This is a genomic window from Bacillus sp. ISL-4 (assembly GCF_018613275.1).
Taxonomy (GTDB): domain Bacteria; phylum Bacillota; class Bacilli; order Bacillales; family DSM-1321; genus Peribacillus; species Peribacillus simplex_E.
In genome coordinates this window covers 12,261-35,871 of the sequence record NZ_JAGGQN010000073.1, presented here as the reverse complement: position 1 = coordinate 35,871, position 23,611 = coordinate 12,261, and the positions used below count along the sequence as shown (strand labels likewise).

The 23,611-nt window shown below is 37.1% G+C and carries 24 protein-coding genes and 2 pseudogenes; 1 reads left to right on the top strand and 25 read right to left on the bottom strand.

Features of this window, described 5'->3' with window-relative positions:
• Positions 1–264, top strand: a 264-nt coding sequence (locus tag J7J00_RS26930) for a DDE-type integrase/transposase/recombinase (protein WP_214796147.1), incomplete at its 5' end; no start/stop codon positions are given.
• Here the strand turns inward: J7J00_RS26930 and J7J00_RS26925 are convergent.
• The 25 genes and pseudogenes from J7J00_RS26925 to J7J00_RS26805 form a co-directional block, all read right to left on the bottom strand.
• A pseudogene (locus J7J00_RS26925) lies at positions 237–407 on the bottom strand (Tn3 family transposase); the annotation flags it as partial. The gene J7J00_RS26930 and the pseudogene J7J00_RS26925 sit on opposite strands and share 28 nt — an antisense overlap.
• 288 nt (positions 408–695) lie before the next feature.
• The gene (locus J7J00_RS26920; protein WP_251025332.1) at positions 696–1,301 is read right to left on the bottom strand and encodes a TetR/AcrR family transcriptional regulator; all 606 of its coding nucleotides are present in this window, start codon (positions 1,299–1,301) and stop codon (positions 696–698) included.
• Positions 1,302–1,478: 177 nt separating this feature from the next.
• Positions 1,479–2,840 carry an MFS transporter gene (locus tag J7J00_RS26915; RefSeq protein ID WP_286201603.1) on the bottom strand — a complete coding sequence of 454 codons (1,362 nt, stop codon included), beginning with the start codon at positions 2,838–2,840 and terminating at the stop codon, positions 1,479–1,481.
• A gap of 181 nt (positions 2,841–3,021) precedes the next feature.
• Positions 3,022–5,385, bottom strand: a complete 2,364-nt coding sequence (locus J7J00_RS26910; protein ID WP_214796145.1) for a xanthine dehydrogenase family protein molybdopterin-binding subunit — start codon at positions 5,383–5,385, stop codon at positions 3,022–3,024.
• Between the two features lie 19 nt (positions 5,386–5,404).
• Positions 5,405–5,923: a (2Fe-2S)-binding protein gene (locus J7J00_RS26905; RefSeq protein WP_214796143.1), complete on the bottom strand. Its 519-nt coding sequence runs from the start codon at positions 5,921–5,923 to the stop codon at positions 5,405–5,407.
• Entirely contained in the window at positions 5,920–6,801 is an 882-nt protein-coding gene (locus tag J7J00_RS26900; protein ID WP_214796141.1) for an FAD binding domain-containing protein, read from the bottom strand. Before J7J00_RS26900 ends, J7J00_RS26905 begins: the two co-directional genes overlap by 4 nt.
• A 32-nt stretch (positions 6,802–6,833) precedes the next feature.
• Positions 6,834–7,286, bottom strand: coding sequence for an SRPBCC family protein (locus J7J00_RS26895; RefSeq protein WP_214796139.1), 453 nt, complete (start codon positions 7,284–7,286; stop codon positions 6,834–6,836).
• Positions 7,287–7,438: 152 nt separating this feature from the next.
• Positions 7,439–7,810, bottom strand: a complete 372-nt coding sequence (locus tag J7J00_RS26890) for a DsrE family protein (RefSeq protein WP_214796137.1) — start codon at positions 7,808–7,810, stop codon at positions 7,439–7,441.
• Positions 7,811–8,042: 232 nt separating this feature from the next.
• Positions 8,043–9,323 carry an MFS transporter gene (locus J7J00_RS26885; protein WP_214796135.1) on the bottom strand — a complete coding sequence of 427 codons (1,281 nt, stop codon included), beginning with the start codon at positions 9,321–9,323 and terminating at the stop codon, positions 8,043–8,045.
• Positions 9,324–9,570: 247 nt separating this feature from the next.
• Positions 9,571–10,338 (bottom strand): maleate cis-trans isomerase family protein, encoded by a 768-nt coding sequence (locus J7J00_RS26880; protein ID WP_214796133.1) that lies wholly within the window; start codon positions 10,336–10,338, stop codon positions 9,571–9,573.
• A complete protein-coding gene (locus J7J00_RS26875; protein ID WP_214796131.1) occupies positions 10,311–11,450 on the bottom strand; it encodes a zinc-dependent alcohol dehydrogenase in 1,140 nt (379 codons plus the stop codon). The genes J7J00_RS26880 and J7J00_RS26875 overlap by 28 nt, the downstream gene beginning before the upstream one ends.
• A gap of 15 nt (positions 11,451–11,465) precedes the next feature.
• Positions 11,466–12,269 carry a DUF3891 family protein gene (locus J7J00_RS26870; RefSeq protein ID WP_214796129.1) on the bottom strand — a complete coding sequence of 268 codons (804 nt, stop codon included), beginning with the start codon at positions 12,267–12,269 and terminating at the stop codon, positions 11,466–11,468.
• 29 nt (positions 12,270–12,298) lie between these two features.
• Positions 12,299–13,003 (bottom strand): isochorismatase family protein, encoded by a 705-nt coding sequence (locus J7J00_RS26865; RefSeq protein ID WP_214772901.1) that lies wholly within the window; start codon positions 13,001–13,003, stop codon positions 12,299–12,301.
• Positions 13,004–13,022: 19 nt separating this feature from the next.
• Positions 13,023–13,985: a CobW family GTP-binding protein gene (locus tag J7J00_RS26860; RefSeq protein ID WP_214796127.1), complete on the bottom strand. Its 963-nt coding sequence runs from the start codon at positions 13,983–13,985 to the stop codon at positions 13,023–13,025.
• A 77-nt stretch (positions 13,986–14,062) separates the two neighbouring features.
• Complete coding sequence (gene ystJ, locus J7J00_RS26855) at positions 14,063–15,313, bottom strand: NADP-dependent malic enzyme (RefSeq protein WP_214796125.1); 1,251 nt, start codon at positions 15,311–15,313, stop codon at positions 14,063–14,065.
• Positions 15,307–16,539: a benzoate/H(+) symporter BenE family transporter gene (locus J7J00_RS26850; RefSeq protein ID WP_214796123.1), complete on the bottom strand. Its 1,233-nt coding sequence runs from the start codon at positions 16,537–16,539 to the stop codon at positions 15,307–15,309. Before J7J00_RS26850 ends, ystJ begins: the two co-directional genes overlap by 7 nt.
• Before the next feature lie 30 nt (positions 16,540–16,569).
• Positions 16,570–17,052 carry an aromatic-ring-hydroxylating dioxygenase subunit beta gene (locus tag J7J00_RS26845; protein ID WP_214796121.1) on the bottom strand — a complete coding sequence of 161 codons (483 nt, stop codon included), beginning with the start codon at positions 17,050–17,052 and terminating at the stop codon, positions 16,570–16,572.
• Between the two features lie 98 nt (positions 17,053–17,150).
• A complete protein-coding gene (locus tag J7J00_RS26840) occupies positions 17,151–18,311 on the bottom strand; it encodes an aromatic ring-hydroxylating oxygenase subunit alpha (RefSeq protein ID WP_214796119.1) in 1,161 nt (386 codons plus the stop codon).
• Between the two features lie 67 nt (positions 18,312–18,378).
• The gene (locus J7J00_RS26835) at positions 18,379–18,630 is read right to left on the bottom strand and encodes a hypothetical protein (protein ID WP_214796117.1); all 252 of its coding nucleotides are present in this window, start codon (positions 18,628–18,630) and stop codon (positions 18,379–18,381) included.
• Positions 18,631–18,802: 172 nt separating this feature from the next.
• Positions 18,803–19,396 (bottom strand): nucleotidyltransferase family protein, encoded by a 594-nt coding sequence (locus J7J00_RS26830; protein ID WP_309487259.1) that lies wholly within the window; start codon positions 19,394–19,396, stop codon positions 18,803–18,805.
• A 20-nt stretch (positions 19,397–19,416) separates the two neighbouring features.
• Complete coding sequence (locus tag J7J00_RS26825) at positions 19,417–20,526, bottom strand: XdhC family protein (RefSeq protein WP_214796115.1); 1,110 nt, start codon at positions 20,524–20,526, stop codon at positions 19,417–19,419.
• Between the two features lie 271 nt (positions 20,527–20,797).
• Positions 20,798–21,967 (bottom strand): sulfite reductase subunit alpha, encoded by a 1,170-nt coding sequence (locus tag J7J00_RS26820; protein WP_214796113.1) that lies wholly within the window; start codon positions 21,965–21,967, stop codon positions 20,798–20,800.
• 129 nt (positions 21,968–22,096) lie between these two features.
• On the bottom strand, positions 22,097–22,270 hold the full coding sequence (locus J7J00_RS29010) for an aspartyl-phosphate phosphatase Spo0E family protein (RefSeq protein ID WP_214796111.1): 174 nt from the start codon (positions 22,268–22,270) through the stop codon (positions 22,097–22,099).
• Between the two features lie 133 nt (positions 22,271–22,403).
• Positions 22,404–22,532, bottom strand: coding sequence for a biotin/lipoyl-containing protein (locus J7J00_RS26810; protein WP_214796148.1), 129 nt, complete (start codon positions 22,530–22,532; stop codon positions 22,404–22,406).
• A gap of 52 nt (positions 22,533–22,584) precedes the next feature.
• Positions 22,585–23,580: pseudogene (locus tag J7J00_RS26805) on the bottom strand (biotin carboxylase N-terminal domain-containing protein); the annotation flags it as partial.
• Between the last annotated feature and the right edge of the window lie 31 nt (positions 23,581–23,611).

Sequence of the window (23,611 nt, the reverse complement as noted above, 5' to 3'; positions counted from 1 at the left end):
TGCCTGGCACACAAGAAAAAGATGCCCGTAGGCATCCAAATAAGACAGGTAAAATATCTTAATAACATCGTGGAACAAGACCATCGTTTTATTAAAAAGAGTGTTCGTGCGATGTTAGGATTGAAATCTTTTCGAACAGCCAAGAATATTTTTAGTGGAATAGAAGCGATGCGTATGATCAAAAAGAAGCAAGTTCACCAAAGGATGAAGTCTGCCCAAAATCAAAAAGAATTCATTCATAAATTGTTTAGATTAGCTTCATAAGCTAGCAATTTAAAGGAAATTGACACAGTTGCATACTTAATGATTTGTCCATACTGTTGTCGAATAAGATCCCAGTTAATCGGTCTACTTAAAACCGGTTGGAAGTGAGGATAGTCCTCATTCATACCTGCTTCTGGACGATATGGCCCAACTTTATACTTAGAGTAAAAACCTGATACCCATTTAAGGTAAGATCATTATAAAGCTTCATTTCAATCGGGCTTTCGCATTTGTTGTATTCACTTTGTTTAGGTGCTCTAGGAACAAGAAATGGATCAGGATCGAGATACATCACAAGTAAGATATATAAACAATTACTCCAGCCGCCATTATCAATCGTTTAACATCCTACTAAAATTCTTCCGGCCAATAGCTTTCAAGTATTCCCCCAATTATATTTTTATGTTAGTTTGCAATAACTCACAATTAAGTTATAAATTACTAACCTTTACTTTCAGTGCACTTATAAATAACTGAACTACAGTTTTAATAAATTTATCAGCATCTATTGAAGTTATTTGATGTCCATCTACAAAATTACGTGAAACAAACTCTCCATACATCATATATAAATAAACCATCGCCAAACTTTCAACATTGACTTCGAATTGTATCTTTCCTTTTTGTTGCATTTCTAAAAAATACCTAATTAGATGCTCCTTTAATTGACGTGGATGTTTATTAATTTGATTAAACAATCCTTCTATTGAATTCCCTTCTTTAAATGCGATAAGAATAATTTTTTGATTTTTCTTCATTAATTTATAATAAGATTCGCTTATCATCAACAAATCTTTTTCTAAATTCCATACAATATTTTTTTCAAAAAGTTCTTGCATCGAAGCTGAATAATAGAATCGGTCAATAGCCGCATCTAAAACGCTTTGTTTTGTGCCGAAATGACGATATAATGTCATTTCACTAACAGACGCTTCTTTTGCAATTTCTTTTGTCGAAACTGCTTTATAACCCTTTTCAGCTATTAAATTAATTGCTGCATATAAGAGCCGATCACTAGTATCTAACTTATCAACCAAAATTACCACCTCAATACTAATAGCTTAATCTAATAATATTTTAAGCGCATATTGATTGTCAATAGAAGAGGCACAATATATAATAGAGTGAATGTTCTGAATTATAGCAACAAATGGTGATCTTTATTGAGAGCGGTAAGATTATGCCAAAAATAAATATGGTGTCCCTACGGACAATTAGCGACTACTTATAAAGTCACTGTTTTGGGATAACTTTTCATTAGATTCCACCATTTTCCCTTTCGTTTCTGGGATTATCAAACTTCCTATTAAATAAAGTATAAAAACCCCAATAAAAAAGTAGCCCATAACCACAGGAATGCTTTGCGGAGTTTCACTTGCTAAAGAAACGAAAGTTGGCATTGTTCCTCCTATTGCGAAACCAAGATTCCATGATAACCCCGTTCCGGTTGAGCGAATAGCAGTAGGGAACCTTTCATTTAAAAAAATAAGTGTTGGAGCATATGTTATCTGTGCTAAAAAAACTATAATAGATGCATATATTATAATCGAGGTTCCATCAGTAGCTTGTCCCAACTGCTTAAAAAGTAGTGGGAGCCCCAATAAACAAATAACACCAGAAATTAAAAATGTCTTTTTTCTCCCAATTACATCACTTATATACCCTCCAAATGCAGTTGATATTATCATTATAATGCTAGTGATGATTAAAGTAGCAGATACAATGTTAGATGATGTTTCATTAACCACTTTGAGAAATGTTGGAAGATATCCTGCTGTAAGATAATACGCTGTTCCTCCACCAATTGTTAATAATAAATTTACAATTAATGTAAATAAATATTGTCGGCTAAAAAGTGTCCGTATGGGCGTTTTTTGGGGTTTATTTACTTTACTATTTTCTTTTTGAGCATGAACCCATGCCGGTGACTCTTCAAGTGATCTAAATATAAATAAACCAAAAATAGAACTAATAATCCCAGTAAAGAACATAACTCTCCAGCCCCATACCTCGAATTCAGGCCCTGGAAAAAGTGATGTAACAGCAAGAAATACTATAGAAGCCATTAAAGCACCTAATCCCGCTCCACCGCCTCCTATTAACCCAGACATTAATCCACGGTATTTAGGAGAAACAGTCTCAGTTCCAATAGTATGTGTAGATGCTACAACACCTCCTACGAACACCCCTTGAATTAATCGTAAAATGATAAATAACACCGTAGCTGCTATTCCAATTTTACCGTATGTCGGTAATGTTCCAAAAAGTGCCGTAGTAACACCTACACCAACTACCGCAATGATCATTGCTCGCTTTCTTCCATATCGATCCGCATAAGAGCCGAATAAAGCTGATCCAACTGGCCGCATTAATAATGTTACCGCAAAAGAAGCATATGTTGCTGCAAGTTGAAACATCGGGTCACTTGTTGGAAAGAATAATTTTCCGATTGTAGGTGCAACAAATAAGAGTATAAAAAGATCAAACAAATCAAACGCCCAACCTACTATTGATGCACTAATAGCTGTAATCATTTGTTTTCTACTAACTACATTAAGATTATTAGATTGATTCAACCGCAACACCCCTATTCATTTAATTAATTATTTAAGCCCTTTCAAAAGAATTAAATAATCTACTAACTAAGAAGAAATTTCAAGCTATAATATTTAATATTTTAGGGACAGATGGAATCTCAGTTTGTATTGAGGGAGATTCCATCTGATTCCCTGAATTTTTATCTTATCTTTAATGAGTTCATTGTTGTCGTTGAAATTCTGCTTCCTTTATTAAATGAAAAATTCGACTTGGGCTTAATGGCAAATCGGTAATTTCAATTTTTAATGGATGTAAGGCATCTCTTACAGCATTAGCAATTGCTGCTGGCGGAGAAATGGTTCCTGCTTCCCCTACACCTTTGACACCCATCGGATTTCTAGTCGATAAAGATGTTACCTCACCCATGACAACATCAGGTATTTCTATGGATGTAGGAACTAAATAATCCATATATGTACCAGTCATTAGTTGTCCGATATCATCATAGACAATTTCTTCATAAAGAGCCGCGCCAATTCCTTGTGCGACGCCTCCTTGAACTTGTCCAGCCACAATCATTGGGTTTAACATTCTTCCACAATCATCTACAACGATATATTTTAGGATTGTTACGTATCCTGTTTCTTTGTCAACCTCGACTATTGCAATATGAAACCCAGAAGAATACGTAACCGTTTCAGGTGAAAAATAATGTGAAGTTTCTAAGTTCGGTTCCATGTCTTCCGGAAGTTTACAGTTTTGCCCAGGTCTTGATGCTTGAATGATATCGTTAAGCGAGACGATTTTATCTGGTGTTATCGGATTAAATATTTTCCCATTTTTTAATATTAATTGTTCAATATTTTCCCCTAATAAAACACTTGCAATTTCAATGATTTTTCCACGTAACTTTTTTGAAGCTATGTGAACGGCATTTCCAGCTGTTACTGCACTGCGGCTTGCAAAAGTTCCTATACCGAAGGGAACGACATCTGTATCGCCCGCCCTAACGGTAACATCATCAGGGCTCACCATTAATTCATCCGCACATATTTGAGAGAATGTTGTTTCATGGCTTTGTCCGTGTGGAGTTGATCCTACACTCACAATAAACTTTCCTGTTTCATCTAAACGAACAATTGCCCCTTCATATGGCCCAATCCCAGTTCCTTCTACATACGAGGATATTCCAATTCCAACGTACTTCCCCTGACTTTTTAGTTCTTTTTGGTTACTGCGGAAAGCTTCATAATCTGCTAATTTAAGAGCTTTCTTAAAACTGGCTGGATAATCTCCGCTATCATAGATGACTTTGAAACCATCCCGATAGTACATTCCTTGATCGTAGGGCATATCCTCATGCTTGATCATGTTTTTCAGCATAATATCAATCGGATCCACATCTAATTGTTCAGCAATCATATCAATCACACGATCCATTACATAAACAGCTTCAGGACGCCCAGCTCCGCGATATGCAATATTTGGTGCTTTGTTTGTCAACACACAGTACCCTTTAATGTCAAAATGATCAATTTTATATAGCCCTCTCATATGTGCAGCAGTATTATAGGAAACAGTTAACAATAAGGGATTATATGCCCCGTTATCAACAACAAATTCATCTTGTATTCCTAAGATTGTACCATCGTTTTCATAAGCAACTTTAACTTTATGAATTTGATCCCGGGCATGTCTGGTACTCATCATATGCTCTAATCGATCTTCAATCCATCGAACAGGTCTTTCTAAAACCTTCGCTAAATATGGAATTAAAATTTCTTCAGGATATACTGCACATTTTGCCCCAAATCCCCCACCCATATCAGGAGCAATCACTCTTATTTTGTTTTCATCCAGGCTTAATAGCTTGGATAAGTTCGTCCGCACCATATAATTGACTTGGGTAGATGACCAAACTTCCAATCTATCTAATCTTGTGTCATACTCCGCGACAACCCCACGTGTTTCCATCGGACTAGCAGTTACCCGAGGGGTTTTGATTTTCGTTTCTAAAACATGGTCCGCTTTAGTAAATACATCTTTGGTGTTACCAATAGATAAATCAAATTGTGCTTGAATATTATTGCCTAAATGGGGATGGATAGTTGGTGCACCGTCATCCATTCCCTCATAAGGGTCTGTTACAGGCTTTAAAGCTTCATATTCAATTTTTACTAATGCGGCTGCATCTTCAGCAATATATCTATCTTCAGCAACAATGATTGCAACTGGTTGCCCCACATACACTACATGATTTTTCGCAAGCAAATCTTCAGGGCAAGATTTTATCACAGGTTTTATAGAATCTAATAAATTTTTTGGTAAAGAAAACTCTGAAAGTGAAGGAAGAGGTTTTACCTTCCCTGCTATATCGCTTGCGATAATAACGGCTTGAACTCCAGGCAATTTTTCAGCAGCCGTTTTATCAATATTTTTAATAAGTGCATGTGCATACGTGCTCCTAATCACTACTGCTTCTACCATATCGGTTAGCTTAATATCAGCGACAAATTGACTTTTACCTGTAAGTAATCGATAATCTTCTTTTCGCTTATAACTTTGTCCAACATACTTTGTCATCACCTCACATCCTTTCGTGTTATGACTTTACAGCTATTTTCTTTTGCCCTTCGTCATTTTGTTCTAACACTTTTTCTGTTGTATACTGCTTGACTGCCTTAATAATATTGGTATATCCGGTACATCTACATAGATTCCCAGAAATCATTTCTCTTATTTCATTTTCGTCCTGAGACGGATTTTTATCCAAATCACATACTAGAGACATGAGAAATCCAGGTGTACAAAAACCACATTGGAGTGCATGGTTATCTGAAAATGCCTGTTGCAGTGGATGAAGCTTACCATCTTTCGCCATTAGCGATTCAACAGTTTCAATTTCAGCCTTATCTGCCTGGACCGCAAAGACTAAGCATGAACGAACCGGCCTATTATCCATTTTTACTGTGCAAGCCCCACAAACACCATGTTCACACCCTAGATGAGTGCCTGTTAATCTTAATTCTTCACGCAAAAAGTCGGCTAGTAACAGACGCGATTCAACTTCTTTAATTACTTTTTTTCCATTGACCGTTAATTCAATCTTTTCTAGGGTCATGCCATCATCCCCTTTGGAACTCTTTTTATTGCTGTCTGTAATGCTCTCTTTGTTAATACTGAAGCTAAATGAATCCGATATTCCGCCGAGGAGTGAAGGTCACCTTCAGGATCCAAATAGTCTTTAATAGAACCAACAGCTTCCTCAATCACATGTTCTGTTGGTTCTTTCCCAATAAGAAAGTCCTCAATGTCCTCTAAGACAATTGGGGTTGGTCCCGCACCTCCAACAGCTAATTGAACGGAAGAAAAGTTACCTTGTTCATCAATTCCAACTACTGAAGCCACCTCGACAAGAGCAAAGTCACCATGTCTTCTAGTCATTTCTATGAAAGCGGTACCATGATTTTCGTTTATTATAGGAAACCTTATCTCCTTCACTAATTCGGTCGGTTCCAACGATGTTAGAAGATAGGTGAGGAAGAATTCATCTGTTGGCACTGTTCTTTCTCCATCTGGACCAATAATCACGATTTCTCCGCGGAGCGCACTTAAGATGCATGGTAACTCAGCGGATGGATCGGCATGAGCAATGCTTCCTCCTATTGTTCCGCGGCTCCGAATTTGTGGATGGCCTACATTTTTCATGCCCTCCGTTAGCAGTGGGCAATATTTTCTAACTAATTCGGATTCTTCTACCTCGTAGTGTCTTGTTAATGCGCCAATCTTAATAACTGAACTATCTTTTTTTATATAATTTAATTCTTTTATTCGACTTACATCGATTAAATACTTCGGAGTTGATAACCGCATATTTAGTACAGGAATTAAACTTTGTCCTCCGGATATAATCTTTGCATCTTCCCCATAATCCGCTAAATATTGAACCGCATCTTCAATCGTCGCCGGTCGTAAAAATTCAAATTTTGCTGGTTTCATTTTTAAACCTCCCCTGTAAGTCAGGTAGGAAATTAGTTATTCACTGTTTTTTTTCCTGACTTTTTCTCAATATCCTTAAAGAACTTCCCTGCCATGAATTTAGCAATACCAACTAAAACACGACTTCCAACACTTGCAATCATACCTCCGACTTCAGCATTGCAATCCCAATCAAGAACGCAGCCTTTTTCAGTAGGATTGAGCTTGCAGTCCATTTTTGCTTTTACATGCCCTGGTGAACCACTTCCCTCGGCATTAAACACATAATAACGATCCTTTTCGATATCCTCTAACTTTACTTTCCCTACATATTCACCCTTAACCGCTGCAACCCCTAGCTTCATAACTACTTCGTATTCATTTTCACCAATAAGCTCTAATTTTTGGCAACCTGGAATCACTTCTTTTAAAACTTCCGGATTATGTAGCGCATTCCAAATAACATCTACCGGCTGTTTAAATTCTGTCTTCCCCTTTAATTCCATGATATATTTTCCTCCCTATTTTAAAAGTCTAAATGGATGATTGATTGTTCTAAGACTACTTGATATCTATCTAGTAAACACTTACTTTAAAATCTTATTAGCACTAACTAACGTAATAATAAATTAACGTTCCTTTATTATCGAAAAATCGATTATCCATAGGTAATAACACGATCATTTTCAACTGTCATTTTCACAAGTACATTCGGCATTCCTAATTCGACTTGTTTCCCTTCTAAATCTGCTTCTACTATACCTCTTGCTCCACAGGAAACCTTCGATAATACAATCTTTCCTCCGCCCTCAATGATTTTCTCCACTGAATCTTTTAACCTAACAGCTGTTTCGCCGACTCCAAGTGTTTTATTTAAATTATCATCACGAATTAGTTCTACAGCAGCCCCCGCTAAAAACATTGAAACCTGATGGCCTTCCTCTATAGCTGTATTTGCAATAAGAAAGGCTCTATCTGCTTGTGTAGGCGATGAAGGCCCATGAGTTAAATGCACAAGTATTTTTGCCATTATTATACTCTCCCTTATATCTATTTTAGCCTATAAGACTATTTAACCAAAACGAACTGAATAGTCTTAAAAATCAATTCACTAATATAATCAAATATATTAGTGAATACTAACTAACATACATTTTAAAAATTACCTTAAACATTGTAGTTACATGTTAAATATATAGTAGATTAAAGATTTTGAATTTTCAAGTCATTTTTTCGTCTAAATAATATTTCTCTAAGGCCTATTACAAATCCATTTCATCAATGAGACCTTCTGGCTCTTTTAAGAAAAAAAGTACAATTAAGCTAGATATAGCAAAGAATCCTCCTGTTAACATAAGCGCTGCACTGAGCCCTTTTTCCATTGCTATATAGCCAATAATAAAAGGAGCAAATGCACTGATCCCCCTCGATACGTTATATATAACACCCTGGGCAGTGGCCCTGATTTCCGTTGGATACAAGGAAGAAAAAGTCGGAGCAAATCCACTATGATATCCCGTCCCAAAGAAAGCAACGATCATTCCAAAAAAAAGTAAAGTCAGCTCGTTTTTTATTAATAAATATAGTGGTACAGATACCGCTGACATAGAAAAAAAGATAATAAAGGTAGATTTCTTACCAATTTTACTTGCAATGAATCCAAATAAAATATACCCCAACCATGCACCTATCTGCGAAACTATAACCCATGCCGATGTTTTTATAACATCAAGTCCTGGTCCACCCTCTTCTATTGGAGTAGACAAATAAGTAGGTAGCCATGTAAACAACCCCCAGTAACCTAACATGGCAAACATTGTAAATGATATACAAACCAGTGTGACTGAACCATAGTTTCCAATTATTAACCTTGTCGTTTCTTTTGCTGAAAGGCGACGTGATTGGTTTTGCCACATTTGAGATTCTGGTGTATGTTTGCGTACCCATAACGTCAGAAGAGCTGGAAGAACTCCCACAAAAAAGACACCATTCCACCCAAAAATCGGAATAACAATTGCGGAAATCAAAGCTGCCAGCGCGTAACCAACCGCAAATCCACTTTGTACAAAAGCCATTACCACAGACCGATGTTTGGCAGGCCAAGTTTCAATTACTAGGGCTGCACCCGCCGACCATTCCCCACCCATACCAAATCCAACAAGCATCCGAAATACCATTAACTGATTTGCTGTCTCTGAGAAACCACACAATACAGTCGCTCCTGAATATATTAGGATGCTCCAAATCATTGATTTTTTTCTTCCCCATTTATCAGCTACAAATCCAAAAACTATTCCTCCTAAGGCTGATGCGATAAGAGTTGCTGAGGCAACTATTCCAGCAACAGATTGAGTCATCTGAAGATCCTTCATTATATACACAATCACCATGGAATACAGCATCAGATCCATTACATCAAGCGTCCAGCCAAAGAAGGCCGCCCAAAAAGTATGCCATTGTGATTTAGTAGCCCCTCTGTACCAAGGTAATGTTTTTTTACTAGTAGGATGCTCAACTTTAATGACTGGCTCATGCTTACTCATATAAATTCTCCTTTTTATATAAGTTATCAATTTGATTACCATAAGAGTTAGTGATTGATATTTAATTGTGGATTAGTGAAAGGGTTTTAAGGTATTAAAGTAATTTCAAATACCAAAGTAAGTAATAACTTTAAATAAGACTATCCTAACAATAGGAACCAGGCCCCTCCACAAATTTTTATTAGAATAATACAATTATTTAAAAAAGGTGGGGGAGCAAGGCACTTACCGAACAGCCTAATAAAAATTATGATAATACAGATTTTTCTTCAGCTAATAACCACCCAGAATTTGGAACAGCTGGTGTTAGACCAAGATTTTTTAGGATTTGGTAGACCGTGGCCGTTGCAGCAGATAAAACTGGAAGACTAATTTCGTCCTCTACAATTTGGATGGCAGGAAGTGATGGCATTTGTACACATGCAGACAAGACAACTGCATCCGCACCGTTCGTATTTAAATTTCTTGCATGATTCACTAGATTCATTGGATCCAATCTACCTACCTCTAGGTTATCGGATACTTCAAGACTAATAGAGTCAATGACTTCAATCCCACTCGTATTTAAATATTCAATCACCATATTCGTTAGAGGCTTCATATATGGCGTAATGATTGAAACCTTCTTAGCACCAATTTCTTTAATTCCTTCGATAAGTGCACCTGCACTACTAACGACTGGGGCATTATCTTTATTTCCTTTTACTACTTTACATAAACGATCTTCAGAGGATGCATGATAGCCAGGGCCCTGTGACATGATGGCAATTAAACATGCATAGGCTAACACATCACATTTAGCATCAGAGAGTTCTAAGGCACAGCGATCACTATCAAGATCCATCTTTTTTAATTCCTCTTTCGTGACATGCATCATCCTCATTCTGCTAGAATGAAAGGTAAAGGATTCCTCCGTAAACAATTCCTTTCGGTTATTTAGCATGGCAGGAATTTCAGTTTCCATTGTAGTGTTAGAACTGGGTACAATTAAACCGACTCGATAGTTTTTTGACATGTTTTTTCCCCTTCCTTATTTGCTTCTGGATTTAATACTGCTACATGTATACAGCCATCTAAACCTTTCGCGTGTGTATTGACAGCTTTAAATGCTTCAGAAACGTTAAATTCATGTGTAATCATTTTTTCTAACGGATAACGGCCAGATTCAATGATTTTTAAGGCAACCCCTACTGCTTTTTTCGGACGGCCTAGTACACCCTTAATCGTTAAAAGTTTCCATGTTATTTTACTTGACATGACTTCGTTGGTAAGAAAATGATCTGTACCAGAATGAACAATGGTCCCATGGTATCCAGCAAGATCTAAACATACCTTAAATTGAATTGGTGTAGTTGCAGCATTGATGACAGTGTTAGCCATTTTACCATTCGTTATTTTCGAGACTTCTTTTTCAAGATCTTGTTTATCAGCATAGAGGACATGTGTTGCACCAAACTCTTTGGCAATTTCAAGTCGATGTGAATCTTTTTCAAGCCCTGTTACGATAATGGTTCCTGCCCCTGCTTCTTTAGCCCCAATTACTGCTCCAAGTCCCATTGGGCCTGGACCCTGAATTACGACTGTATCACCAACCGTAGTATTACCTACTTGTTGAACCCAATGAATACCATTAGAAATTGGAATAAATAAAGTTAATAGATCTGCAGGTATTTTTTTGCTTACCTTATGAATAATGGAATGGGGATGCAAATACATATATTCTGCGAAGCCACCCCAGAGTGCCGTTTTCTCATTATGGATGCTCATCGCTCCATACCTTAAGTCAAAGCAAAGATGATAATTTCCAGTTAAACAAGGATCACAGTGCCCGCATGGGATATACTCCTCAACAATAACTCGGTCTCCCTTTTGTACATTCCATCGTTTTTCTGCTTCTAGCCCAATTTCATCGATGTAGCCCACAATTTCGTGACCAATCACACAAGGGAGATTAAAGACAGCATTCCCTCCATGTAAATAACCTTCACTATCAAGCCCACATACTCCACAAGACTCTACAAGTAAAAGACCATCGTTATCTCCCGTCTCTGGAATTTGAAATTCCATAATTTCCATTTGTTCTTTTCCTGTTAATACAGCTGCTTTTGCATATTTTGGTCTTGTCATATCATACCCTCCAATCTATTTTTTTCTAACTTTCCATGACATAACTTCATATGGGGCATTTTCTATTTCTTGGAGCAAGTCAGCGTGACTCTCATATTTTCTATCATGGATTTTTCGCACTCTTACTGATGTTTCAAACTCTTCTTTAAACGGAAACGGCTCAACTACAACCGAACCATCACCTGGGAGTTGAACTGAAATATGAATGCCTTCACCATTTTGATTTTTACGAACCGGCCCAAGAACTGCTTCAGCTTTATCATGATGAGTATTTAGCGAGACAAGCTGTGACATTCGATCCATCAATTGTAAGAACTCATAATCCATCCATAATTTATCTTCAAACACACTGCGCTTTTCGTTAAATTGCCAGTATTTCATTTTGACGTTGATCCATTCCTTTTGTGTTTCAATAACCACATTTTGCATGAATTCCTTTAAGTCTTCAGGAATTTTATAAGTAAATGTTGGATCGTAACCAAATCTGCTTGTATATAAACCAATCCAATGCATACCGACTAACATTCCGGCATAAGGATCCTCTTCTAACACTTTATTATAACCATTTGAATAAAAGCTGACATGCTGCCTCACATTAATATTGATAAAATTAATAGGTCTTCCCGTTTCTTCATCAAATAAAACTTCTTTATCGGGTTTAACCCAGCCAATATCATGCTTCTCAACAGCTGTTATTAACGAAGGAGAGGGTGCCTCAAATTCATCATTTCCCCAATAGGCTGCGACTTCCCCGGCTTGTATTGCATGATGGTATTGGTCTATTAACCAAATCTCGTTACCATGTTTTGAAACAAACATACGCTTCCCCCTAAAATTAATATTTGGAATTATGCATGTTGTACTTTTTTCTTCAGTTCCGTAATAACTTCATGTGTGGACAGTACATCTGCGTATTTTTGCTGCATATCAAAAAGATTCATTGCATGGGTTGTTATTCCACGGTCAAATACACATTCTTCAGGAACGACAACGTTTAAATTGTAAGAAAACGCATCAACAACTGATGCCCGAACGCAACCGCTTGTTGTTGTACCAGTAACAATTAGCGTATCAATATTATGATCCACTAAGTACGAAATGAATGGTGTTCCGAAAAAGGCACTTGGCTTCTTCTTTGAGATAACAAATTCTCCCGGAATTGGTTTTAGTGGTTCAACAATTTGGGTACCTTTCCCACCTTCAATTAATGTTGGGTGTCCAAAAACATTCCCTTTTATGGCTGTTTTTTCATTAGAATTATGTTTATGCCCCTCAATAATAGTATAAAAGATTGGTAAATTAACTTCTCTGCAGACATTCAATAGATTCTTAATATGAGGAATCGACTTCCAAGCATCTGCCCCGCAGCTAGTCGGATATTTCTTAATCGACTGCTCGATATCCTCTGCTTCTTCTCCGGTAAAACCATACGTAACATCAATAATAACTAGCGCTGGATTCTTACCAAGTCCGTTTACCTTCCCTAACCCTGCACCTGAATAAATTTTTTGGTCCCTTTCATCTAAATATTGCTCCCATATTCTTTTCTCCAATTTCCGTCCCCCTTCATTGCTAGGTCCTACACCAGTTCGTTTGAGAGCCGACCATCTGCAGCCACTCCCTTTTTAATGTAATAGTATCCAGGTCAATCCCTATTAAAATGAAAAAATACTGTTCTGCATATTCAGGGCTCCATTCTACCCTTTTAACACCTGAATATTGCACCAAATAAGGAGTAGTCTTCCCATCTTCGAAAATCTGAACAAACCCTTTGGCACGAATGATCTGACTGGCATGTCTGGTAAGAAAATGTTCGATATCTGATTTTGAGAGTGGCCGATCGTTTGGCAAAACCAACGTACTCATACTGGAGTAGCTGGTTTTCTGCCTCATTTCCTTATCAGTACTTAGCTGTTTTATATGTTTAGCGGACGATATTCGCGTTAAAAACTGTTCAAAATTGATGTTCCCAAACTCCGCAATTTCTATATGTGCTGAATTATTCTTGTTTCTTATATTCTTTTTTACTTCTTCTGCTAAACACTGCTGAACTAAGTCCATTTTGTTGACAACGATATGATTGGCACATGCTAGTTGATGAAGCAACATTTCTTGGAAATCATGAGATTTTTCATTAAGAAAGAACTCAGCATCTACAATTGTAATAATGCTTCTTAATTCTACTTTGGCGATCATTTCCTTTTCGTTTAACGTATTTGCGACCTCTTTCGGATTGGCCACTCCTGTTAACTCGATAAAAATGATATCGGGCTTGTTTTGTAATAGTGTATCAATACTATGGGCAATTTCGCTTTTTTTGCTGCAGCAAATGCACCCACCCAGCAATGATTCTATTTTTCTATTATTAAATTTTTTTGAAACGAGCAGCCCGTCAATATCCACCTTTCCCCGCTCATTAATTAATACGGCATAGTTCACCCCCATACTTTGGGATTTAGATAACATTTTTAATAGTAATGTAGTTTTTCCACTTCCCAAAAAGCCGCTTAATATCACAACAGGAGTCCTATTCATCCTTTTACCTCCCGTTTTTCAAATATATCTAACCATTAATTTAGTTAGTACTAACTAAATTAATGGTTTAACTAAAATTACACCTTTTCTAACTTCTTGCTGATTAAAGATTGCTCCCAGGTCTTTTTACGAACATATTCCGAATCCACCCTCTTCGTTGCCGCACCTGTTTGCATTGCGGCTTCAGCGACCGCAGCTGCTACTGCCGGCGCAACATGTTTATTAAATGGACTCGGTATTACATAGTCCTCATCTAGCTCATCTTCGGAAATGAGAGATGCAATTGCATAGACTGCAGCAATCTTCATTTCTTCATTAATAGTGGTTGCCCTCACTTCTAATGCACCACGAAAAATCCCAGGAAAGGCTAATACATTATTTACCTGATTAGGATAGTCTGAGCGTCCCGTACCTATAATTCTAGCTCCCGCAACCTTTGCTTCCACGGGGGAGATCTCAGGATCAGGGTTTGCCATAGCAAAAATAATTGGATCAGAATTCATACTTTCAATCATTTCTTTTGTGAGCACACCTGCTTTAGAAACCCCAATAAATACATCCGTATTCATAATGACATCTTTTAATTGTCCCTTTTTATTATCGAGATTGGTGTAGCAGGCCATTTCATTTTTCAAATCATTCATTCCGTTAGGACGGTCTTTAAAAATAGCTCCTTGGGAATCACACATAATGATATCTTTTACACCAAATGAAATTAATAATTTTACGATAGCAATCCCGGCGGCCCCGGCACCATTAACAACAACTTTTATGTCAGCCATTGATTTCTTGACTATTTTTAAAGCATTAACCAGTCCGGCAGCAGTTACAATCGCTGTTCCATGCTGATCATCATGAAACACAGGAATATCCAATTCTTTTTTTAATCGATCTTCAATAGTAAAACAATCAGGTGCCGCAATATCTTCCATATTTACACCGCCGAATGAAGGGGCAATGAATTTAATGGTTTCAACTATCTGTTCAATATCGGTTGTATTAAGGCAAATTGGAAATCCGTCAATTCCTGCAAAGCTTTTAAATAAAATACATTTTCCTTCCATCACTGGCAGTGCGGCTTTTGGCCCGATATTACCTAGTCCTAAAACAGCTGTTCCATTAGTGATGACTGCTACCATATTCCCTTTCATCGTATAATCATAAACTTTATTTTCATCTGAATAAATTTCCATACAAGGTTCAGCGACTCCCGGTGAATATGCAAGACTAAGTTCTTCGGAATTACTTACTTGAACTTTAATCTCCGTTCCCAACTTCCCTTGATTTACTCTGTGCAGCTCTAACGATTTTTCACGAAGATTTAACAATGAGTATCCCCCTCTTCCTTATTTACAATGAATTTTGAAATTAAAGAACCTATTACTAAAGCTAATACTGGCGCACTTATATGAAAAATAGAAATGTTTGATAAGGCTATGACGAAAGCAAATGTTGAACTTAAACGGTATTTATTCCTTGAAAAACCCATTTGTAAACTTGATCCAAGTACTCCAATAAGGGCAAATCCCGCCAACATGGCTACAAACGATACAGGTAAAGCTTTAATAAAGGGAACAATCTTCCAGGCAAATATACCAAATAAAAGAATCATTACACCCGAGACAATCGATGCCATATACCTTTTCTCTTTGGGACCTGTCTCCCCATCCGCACAAATGGCAGACATCATTCCTGCAATATTAGCGCTTTGGCCTCCAAAGAAAGCTGTTGCCATTGAAAAGATCCCGCTTGCCGCTACTATTTTTTTAATCGGCGGTTTAAAGTTTGTACTTTCAAGTGCACCGATACCTGGGGCCGCATCATTGCTTAATATAAGCAGTGCCAGTGGTATTGAAATTGTAAAGATTTCAATTATGGAGAACTTAGGTTTAAAAATTTCAGGAAACACATACTCAGTTCTCATTGTTGAAATTTCAATGTTTTGGGTAAAGAGTATTATAAGCAGAGCTGTACAAATCGCCCCAAGAACAGCCGGTAAACGTTTTACCCATTTTATAAAAATGAAGTAACATAGTATCGCTGGTAAACCAACAATCATTAGATCATGAACAGATGTAAATAGATGAACGACATAGGTTGTGACCAATCCACCTAACATTGCGGCAATGATTTCATTAGGAAACCATTTCATAATCTTTGTATAGAGGCCAGAAATTCCAACGATAAAAATGATCAATCCTGAAATCAGATAGGACCCTATTAATTCTGAAAATGAATAATATGGGGTGACTGTAACAAGAAAAGCAACACCAGATAATGAATGAGCACCAGTAATTGGTATTTTATATATTAATGGGAAGATGATACTGAATAATCCTCCAAAAAAATACACAGCAAACATCCAAGAAATGGTTTGTGTATGCGTAAAATGCCCAGCATTTGCACCTGCCAAGATAATGGCGGGCGGTCCTGTCATAGCCAGCATGGCGGATATAAGCCCAGACGAGACATTATTTGTTGTCAAATCTTGCAAGGGCTTTCGTTTGTTTCTATGAATTTTAGCTTCCTTAACAAGATAGGTTTCCGTTTCCATAAATTGAGAACCCCTAAATGTAAAATGACCTTATAAAATAAAACTTAGGTTTCCAAGCGGTTCATTATTGTTTAATAATTCAATCTTCTTCAAGTGAATTTTTAAATTGTTTCCTTCCAAACACAAATGGTGTTCATTTCTACCTGAAAAGATTGTTTGTACTCCCCTTCTTAATTCAACCAGCAGGAAATTAGACGATACAACCACTTTGTCCTTGAACTCTTCCACAATTTCAACATTTGTAATAAGATGCCGTGTTTTGGATTGCGGTTGCTGGCCATACGCCAATCCCGTTTGAAGCCTCCATACTCGTTCTTCCAGCCGTTTGCGATCATCGTAAATTATCGAAACATGAGTCTCCGGATCAATGTCGTTTTCGTTACATGGAACCCAATACACACAATTATTAGTGAATAATTCCAGCCATTCATCTAGCCGATTTTCATTGATATATCTTGCTTCTTTGAATAAAAATGCCTCGATTTGTTTCAACTCATTTTTTGTTTGGATCAAATTTTTCCCTTCCTTTCTTTATAAGCATTATTCCTGGAACAGACTTTGAGCCGATTCACAATAAGTACCTATAAGATTTCTTCATTACGTTTATGTGTTTACGCTTCCATAAAGCGTTTCCACTCTTTATAAATTGCCCTTGTTGAAACTTCATCGCTAGAATTAGCCGTGATAACCCCCTTTTCATCAACTTGCTCCCGATTCATTCCTCGACTGATCACTAACCATTCATTTCCTTCAGCTTTTAGCCCTTCCTTTACTCGTTCAAACGCTACTTCAACATCATCTGGGCTTCCGAAACCCGCTGGCCCGTAAAAACCTTCGTGCGTTCTTAATCGCTGTGCGTTTACCTCTTTTAATGCTCCCTTCAGCATAATTGGATAAAGCATTACTTCTGTTCTTTCTACCGAGACAGGTTGAACCACCCGTACTTGGGACCCTAATATACTAAGATTAGGGAAGATAATTAAATTAAACGGAAGAGCACCAATATTTAAATCTCCTGCCAATTCGTATAAGGAATGACCATTCCCAAGATCAGATACCTTTTCTTCCTTATGCATTTTGGCAAACTTCGTCTTTTCCCCAGTTCGTTTCGCAATGATATCAAAAAATGTCTTGTGCACAAAACTTAAGTGATAAGGATCAATTGTATTTTCCACTTGGAACTTCCAATTAGCATTAAGGTAATACTTGTGTTTACCTGCGGTTAATTCGATTCCTTCAGGGCCGGAATCGACAACATAATCAATATACGGCATAGCATTTCCTAAATGTTCCGTCAAAGGTTTGACATCCTTGTTTAAGCTGGCAAAAATAAAACCTCGGTAACTTTCTACTCTAGTAACTTTATTAAGCCCCATTTCCTCGCGATTAAATTCCTCTCCATACCCATCCTGGAAAGGAGCCCCAAGAAGTTTCCCATCGTTAGCATATGTCCAGCCATGATAAGCGCAGCGTAATACATGAGCATTGCCGCATTCATCTTGGCAAACCGATGCCCCCCGGTGCCTACAACGATTTAGCACAACATTGATTTGGCTGCCGTCAGCGCTGCGGGTCACAATAACCGGCTGAGAGCCAATTTTTGTTGTTTTGTAATCTCCCGGGTTGGCAATTTCACTTTCATGACCTACATACACCCATGTACTGCTGAAAATTTTGTCAATTTCCATCTTAAAAATAGCTGGATCCGTATAAATCTTGCCATGAACAGCACCTTCTTTAACATAATCAGAAATATTTAATGTATTAATCATTACTCCTTCACCTGCTTTTCATTATTTTTATTTTTAATATAGAGATAGAAGCCTCCAAATTTATAATTTATAATTTATAATTTAAAACCGGCTCAACTGCGGATGAACCTATCCCTTTCCAGCGGCTAATAGAAGGATCTAGTATGGGGTGAAGATCCTTATGTTCACACCAGGCCAGACTTTCTAGTTCTAGCGGGTCAAGATAAATGACCCTTTTTGTTCTTATATCCATAATTTTAAGTCTAACACCATTGGAAGAGTAATCTATTTGAACCGAAACCTGTGCAAATTCATTTTTAAGAACTAATTCTTTACACATGTTTTACCTCCCTCACAAAAGATAGTTAGCACACACTAACAAATTATTTAAAAAAATATTCGTGTCTTATTAAAGAATGTTAGTACTAACTAACTCTAAATAACTTTATACTATTTCCACTATATTAATAGTATTATAGAGTAAGGTTACTTGTCAACACTATTCTGAATACTTATTTAATTCTATTTTCATCCATTTCCCCCTCGATTAAATCCTTGTAATCTTCGGGTGTATCTATATCAGTTATGATCTTTCTATTCAACTCAGAATAATACACATGCTCCTTAAATTTGGTGATGACTGATTTTCCACCCTCATCCCCATCAATATTTAATAAAGGAGGAAACATATTTCTTTTGAATAGGACGGGATGCCCCTTACCGTCTTGATATTCAGCTTGAATAATAGAGCAATTCGGCTGATGATGATAGTCTCTTATAATCTGATTGATTTCGCGAGACGTCATTAATGGCTGGTCCCCCAATAAAAAAATAGCAGCCTGCACAGAATCTGGCAATGATTGCAATCCAAGTTTAACCGAAGTGGACATCCCCTCGTTTGAAAAGTCATTCAATACGACTTTATTAACTCCATCAATTTGTGACTCTTCGACCAGTTTTTTTATCTGTGGATTCACGACGACAATAATTCCATCCAATTTTGATTTCAAACATTCATCAAGGGTATGTCTAATTAATGCTTTTCCTTTATAGGGCAATAGCAATTTCGGTTCGCCCATTCGTTTCGAAAAACCAGCAGCTAAAATAATAGCCCATACGTGACTATTTATATTTCTAATAATTGCTCTTCCTCCTTGCTAGAGAAATTAATCATCCCTTTTGTGAGTTTATTTCCTGTCCCTCCCCTAAACACCATTAAAATTTCAGCTAAAATGCTTAACCCAATTTCTTCAGGTGTTACTGATCCAATATCCAAACCTATTGGACTATGAATTTTATGCAAATTAGGATGATTAGTTATTCCTAAGCTTTTGCCCAATTCATAAGTTCTTTTTCTAGGCCCTAGCAAACCAATATAAGCCGCCTCTGAATTGATAACTTCCTTTAACATCATCTGGTCATGTAGAAAATGATGCGACATAATTACAACATAGGTATTTTCTTTAAGCGTTATCTCAGGTATTGCTCCTGCTTTAAAATTTATTAATTCATCTGCTTCCCGGAAATTCTTTTGATTAATATATCCTGGACGATGATCCAGTACGGTGACATGCCATTCTATCTGTTTTGCCATTTGAACTAACGGTATTGCATCCGGACCAGCACCAAATACCACAAGTCTTGGAGAAGGAGAAATCGAATCATAGAATACTTGAAATCTCTCATTACCATCTATATTTTCCAGTTTACAGTAGTTGGACTGTAAATCCTTTTTACTTACATAATCATTAATAATTTCCTTAAATGGAATGTGATTATATTCCTGAGTCTCTGGATCGATTATCCACTTGCTTCCAACCAATCTCGAATTCGCTGCTTCAACCACTATTATACTATGCAAGGTTTTATCCATTCCCTGCTTAAACCATTCTTCAAAAAGTTCCGACTCAGAGGTGGTTGGAATATATGGTTCAAGTAATATATTTATCTTGCCGTTACAGCCTAACCCCAATCCCCATATTAAATCCCCTTTATCCTGAAAGTCATAATGAATGATTTTGGGTTGTCCTTCTTCAATAATCTGTAATGCAATCTCTTTTATATCCCCTTCAACGCAGCCTCCACTTACTAACCCTGTAAGTTTTCCATCTTCTGCGATAAAACATTTTGCACCGTTTTTTTGATAAGTGGAACCTTGTGTAGAAATAATCGTACCAAGAACCCCTCTTAAACCGAGATTCTTACACCGTAATATTTCCTTATATATCGTTTGCATATTATCCGCCCCTTAACAAGTACCAGTGAAGTATCATATTAGTTGAATCCCCTTTAATATTAAGCGTTTACATTTCGTGGGGTGTAATGAAATTTTAGTATAGTAAATTTTGTTCCTACTCTTTATTATTAATCCGAATTTTAGATCCGTCAATATATTTTGATTATTTAATTAATTCTATTAATCTGAGCCTTACAGGCCCAGTACTTTCAACACCGAAAAAAGGAGTACTGGAAATAATCCTCACCGAGAGAGTTATTTCCAGAAAACTTTAATATACGTCACGTTGGTAACGGCCTTGTTTTTGCATATCGGTCAAATACGCTTCAGCTTCTTCACGGGTTATTGCGCCTTCTTTTTCAATAACATCAATCATCGCGTTACGGACGTCTTTCGCCATATGTTCCTTGTCACCGCAGATATAGAAATGCGCGCCATTTGACAACCATTCGAATAATTCTTTGCTGTTTTCAAGAATTTTATGCTGTACATATACTTTTTGCGCTGTATCACGAGAGAAAGCAGTGTCTATTTTTGTAAGCACACCATCCTCTTGAAATTTTTCCAATTCATCTTGGTAAAGGAAATCACATGTTACATGCTGATCACCGAAAAACAGCCATGATCTGCCTGTGGCCTTTTGAACTGCCCACTCCTCGATAAAGGAACGGAATGGTGCAATGCCTGTCCCTGGCCCGACCATAATAATGTCCTTATCAAATTCTGGCAGATGGAAGTGTTTATTTGGCTGAATAAAAACTGGAAGTGTATCCCCTTCATTAACACGCTCAGCAACTTGTATAGAACAAGTACCCTTTCGTTCACGTCCGTGAGACGTATATCTTACAGCTCCAATCGTTAGATGAACTTGTGCAGGATGAGAGGCTAAACTGCTTGCAATGGAATAGAGACGTGGTGGCATTTTTCTTAAAAGACCCGCAATTTCTTGTGCAGATGCATTCCATGGACCAAAATCACGCAGCATATCAAGTAAGTCACGTCCATTAATATATTCCTTAAGCTTGTCTACATTTTCAACCAAAACTAGATTTCTCAACTCTTCATTTTCTGTTAAACCTGATGCTTGTTGTAAAATCTTTTTCGTTAATAGTGTAATTTCAAAACATGATGTTAACGCTTCCCTTAATGAAAGAGTTTCCTCTTGTTTATTAATTGTTACAGGTGTTTCGCCATCCCAGTTCATTTCCTCAATAAGGGATGCTACTAGTTCTGGGTCATTTGAAGGAACAATACCAAGAGCATCACCTGGGTTATAGGAAAGACCTGATCCTTCTAATGATAACTCAATATGCCTTGTTTCTTTAGCAGATCCAACTCCGTTTAGGTTAACATTTTTAAGAACCTTCGCTTGGAACGGATTTGTCCTTGAAAATACTGCCGGCATCTTTTTATCATCAGATTTTACTATATTAACTGACATAATATTCACCTCAAAAAGGTTTTCTATAAAGCTAGAATAACACTGTATAATTCAATCAGATATATTTTTATTACAATTAATATAAAAATACAAAAAGAAAAGTAACTGTACAGTAGTAAATCATCAATATTACTGGGTTAGCGCTAATAAAATCTTTTGCAATTTCACAATTTCCTTGTCTAAAACCTGACTAATCATTAAAACCTCTTCACTAGCTATCCCTTTATGACTAGCGGTTTTGTACATTTGAAATTTAAGTTTACTTATATTCTTTGACAAGTGTACTGTTTGAGATAACAACATTAACCCATCTCCTCATATTCCTTATCGATAAAATTATGCACTAGAACCGTTAAATGCATTCCGAAATCTCCTCTCTATCTCTCTGAATATCAATGAGGCTAAAATTATCTTTACTGATCAATTTACCTACCTGTTATGTTGTTAGTTCAATAAGTAACTCTCCTGATTGAATAGACTCTCCATTTAATACATAGATATCTTTTACCAATCCATCGAATGGTGCTTGAATGGTTGTCTCCATTTTCATAGCCTCTGTGATCATAAGATGATCACCTTTTGATACGGTTTGTCCTTTTTCCCTTTTGTTCTTTAATCCAATTTACGACTCCTTCAGGGCCTTTTTCATCTAGAATTTGTTTCGTTCCGTCTGGAATCGGTTCATAATCATGAACCTTCGGTAATCTTGTTTTTTCAAAAAGGGGCTTTTTCTTTTTAGCCACTCCTGGAAATCCATTCACTGTGACGTTTCCAATATAGCTAAGCATTTTTGTCCCGCGGTCCTTTGGTTGCGGGAAAACAAACAGCTCAGGTGTTTTATCGATAAACGATGTATCATATTCACCTTTGATAAATTTAGGGTGTTTTACCACTTTTTCAAGGAACGGAATATTGGTCCGGATTCCACGGATCCGGAATTCCCTTAAGTTTCGCACCATTTTCGCCGCAGTTTGATCAAAGGTTAAAGCCCAAGTAGTTACTTTTACCAAAAGGGAATCATAATAGGGGGTAATAACTGCCCCATTAAATCCGTTCCCTGCATCCATACGTACTCCGAACCCTCCTCCAGAACGATAGGCCATAATTCTTCGAGCCGCCTTAATGATGACTGGATATCCATATTTTTGCCCGAATGCTTTTGCTTCCTCCAGGCTTTTAATCGGTCCATCACTTCCAGGAATAACGGGAATATCAGCTAGGATCGCTTGGTGACGTGCTTTCACTTTATCGCCGAACATCTCCAAATGCTTTAATTTCGGTCCAATGAAAATGATTCCTTCATCTTCACAACGCTTTGCGAATTCTACATTTTCTGATAAAAACCCATAGCCCGGGTGGATAGCGTCAACTTCATGGGCCTTTGCAATTTTGATAATTCCTTCAATATCCAGATAAGCTTCAATTGGCTTTTTACCTTCCCCTACTAAATAGGATTCATCTGCTTTATACCGGTGGAAAGAGCCGATATCCTCTTTTGAGTAAATGGCAACGGTCCGAATGTCTAACTCGGTACACGCGCGAAAAATGCGAATAGCAATTTCCCCTCGGTTTGCTACTAAAACTTTGTTAATTTTTTTAGTTACACTTGCCATGGTTCAGTTCCTCCTCTCAAAATAATAGATT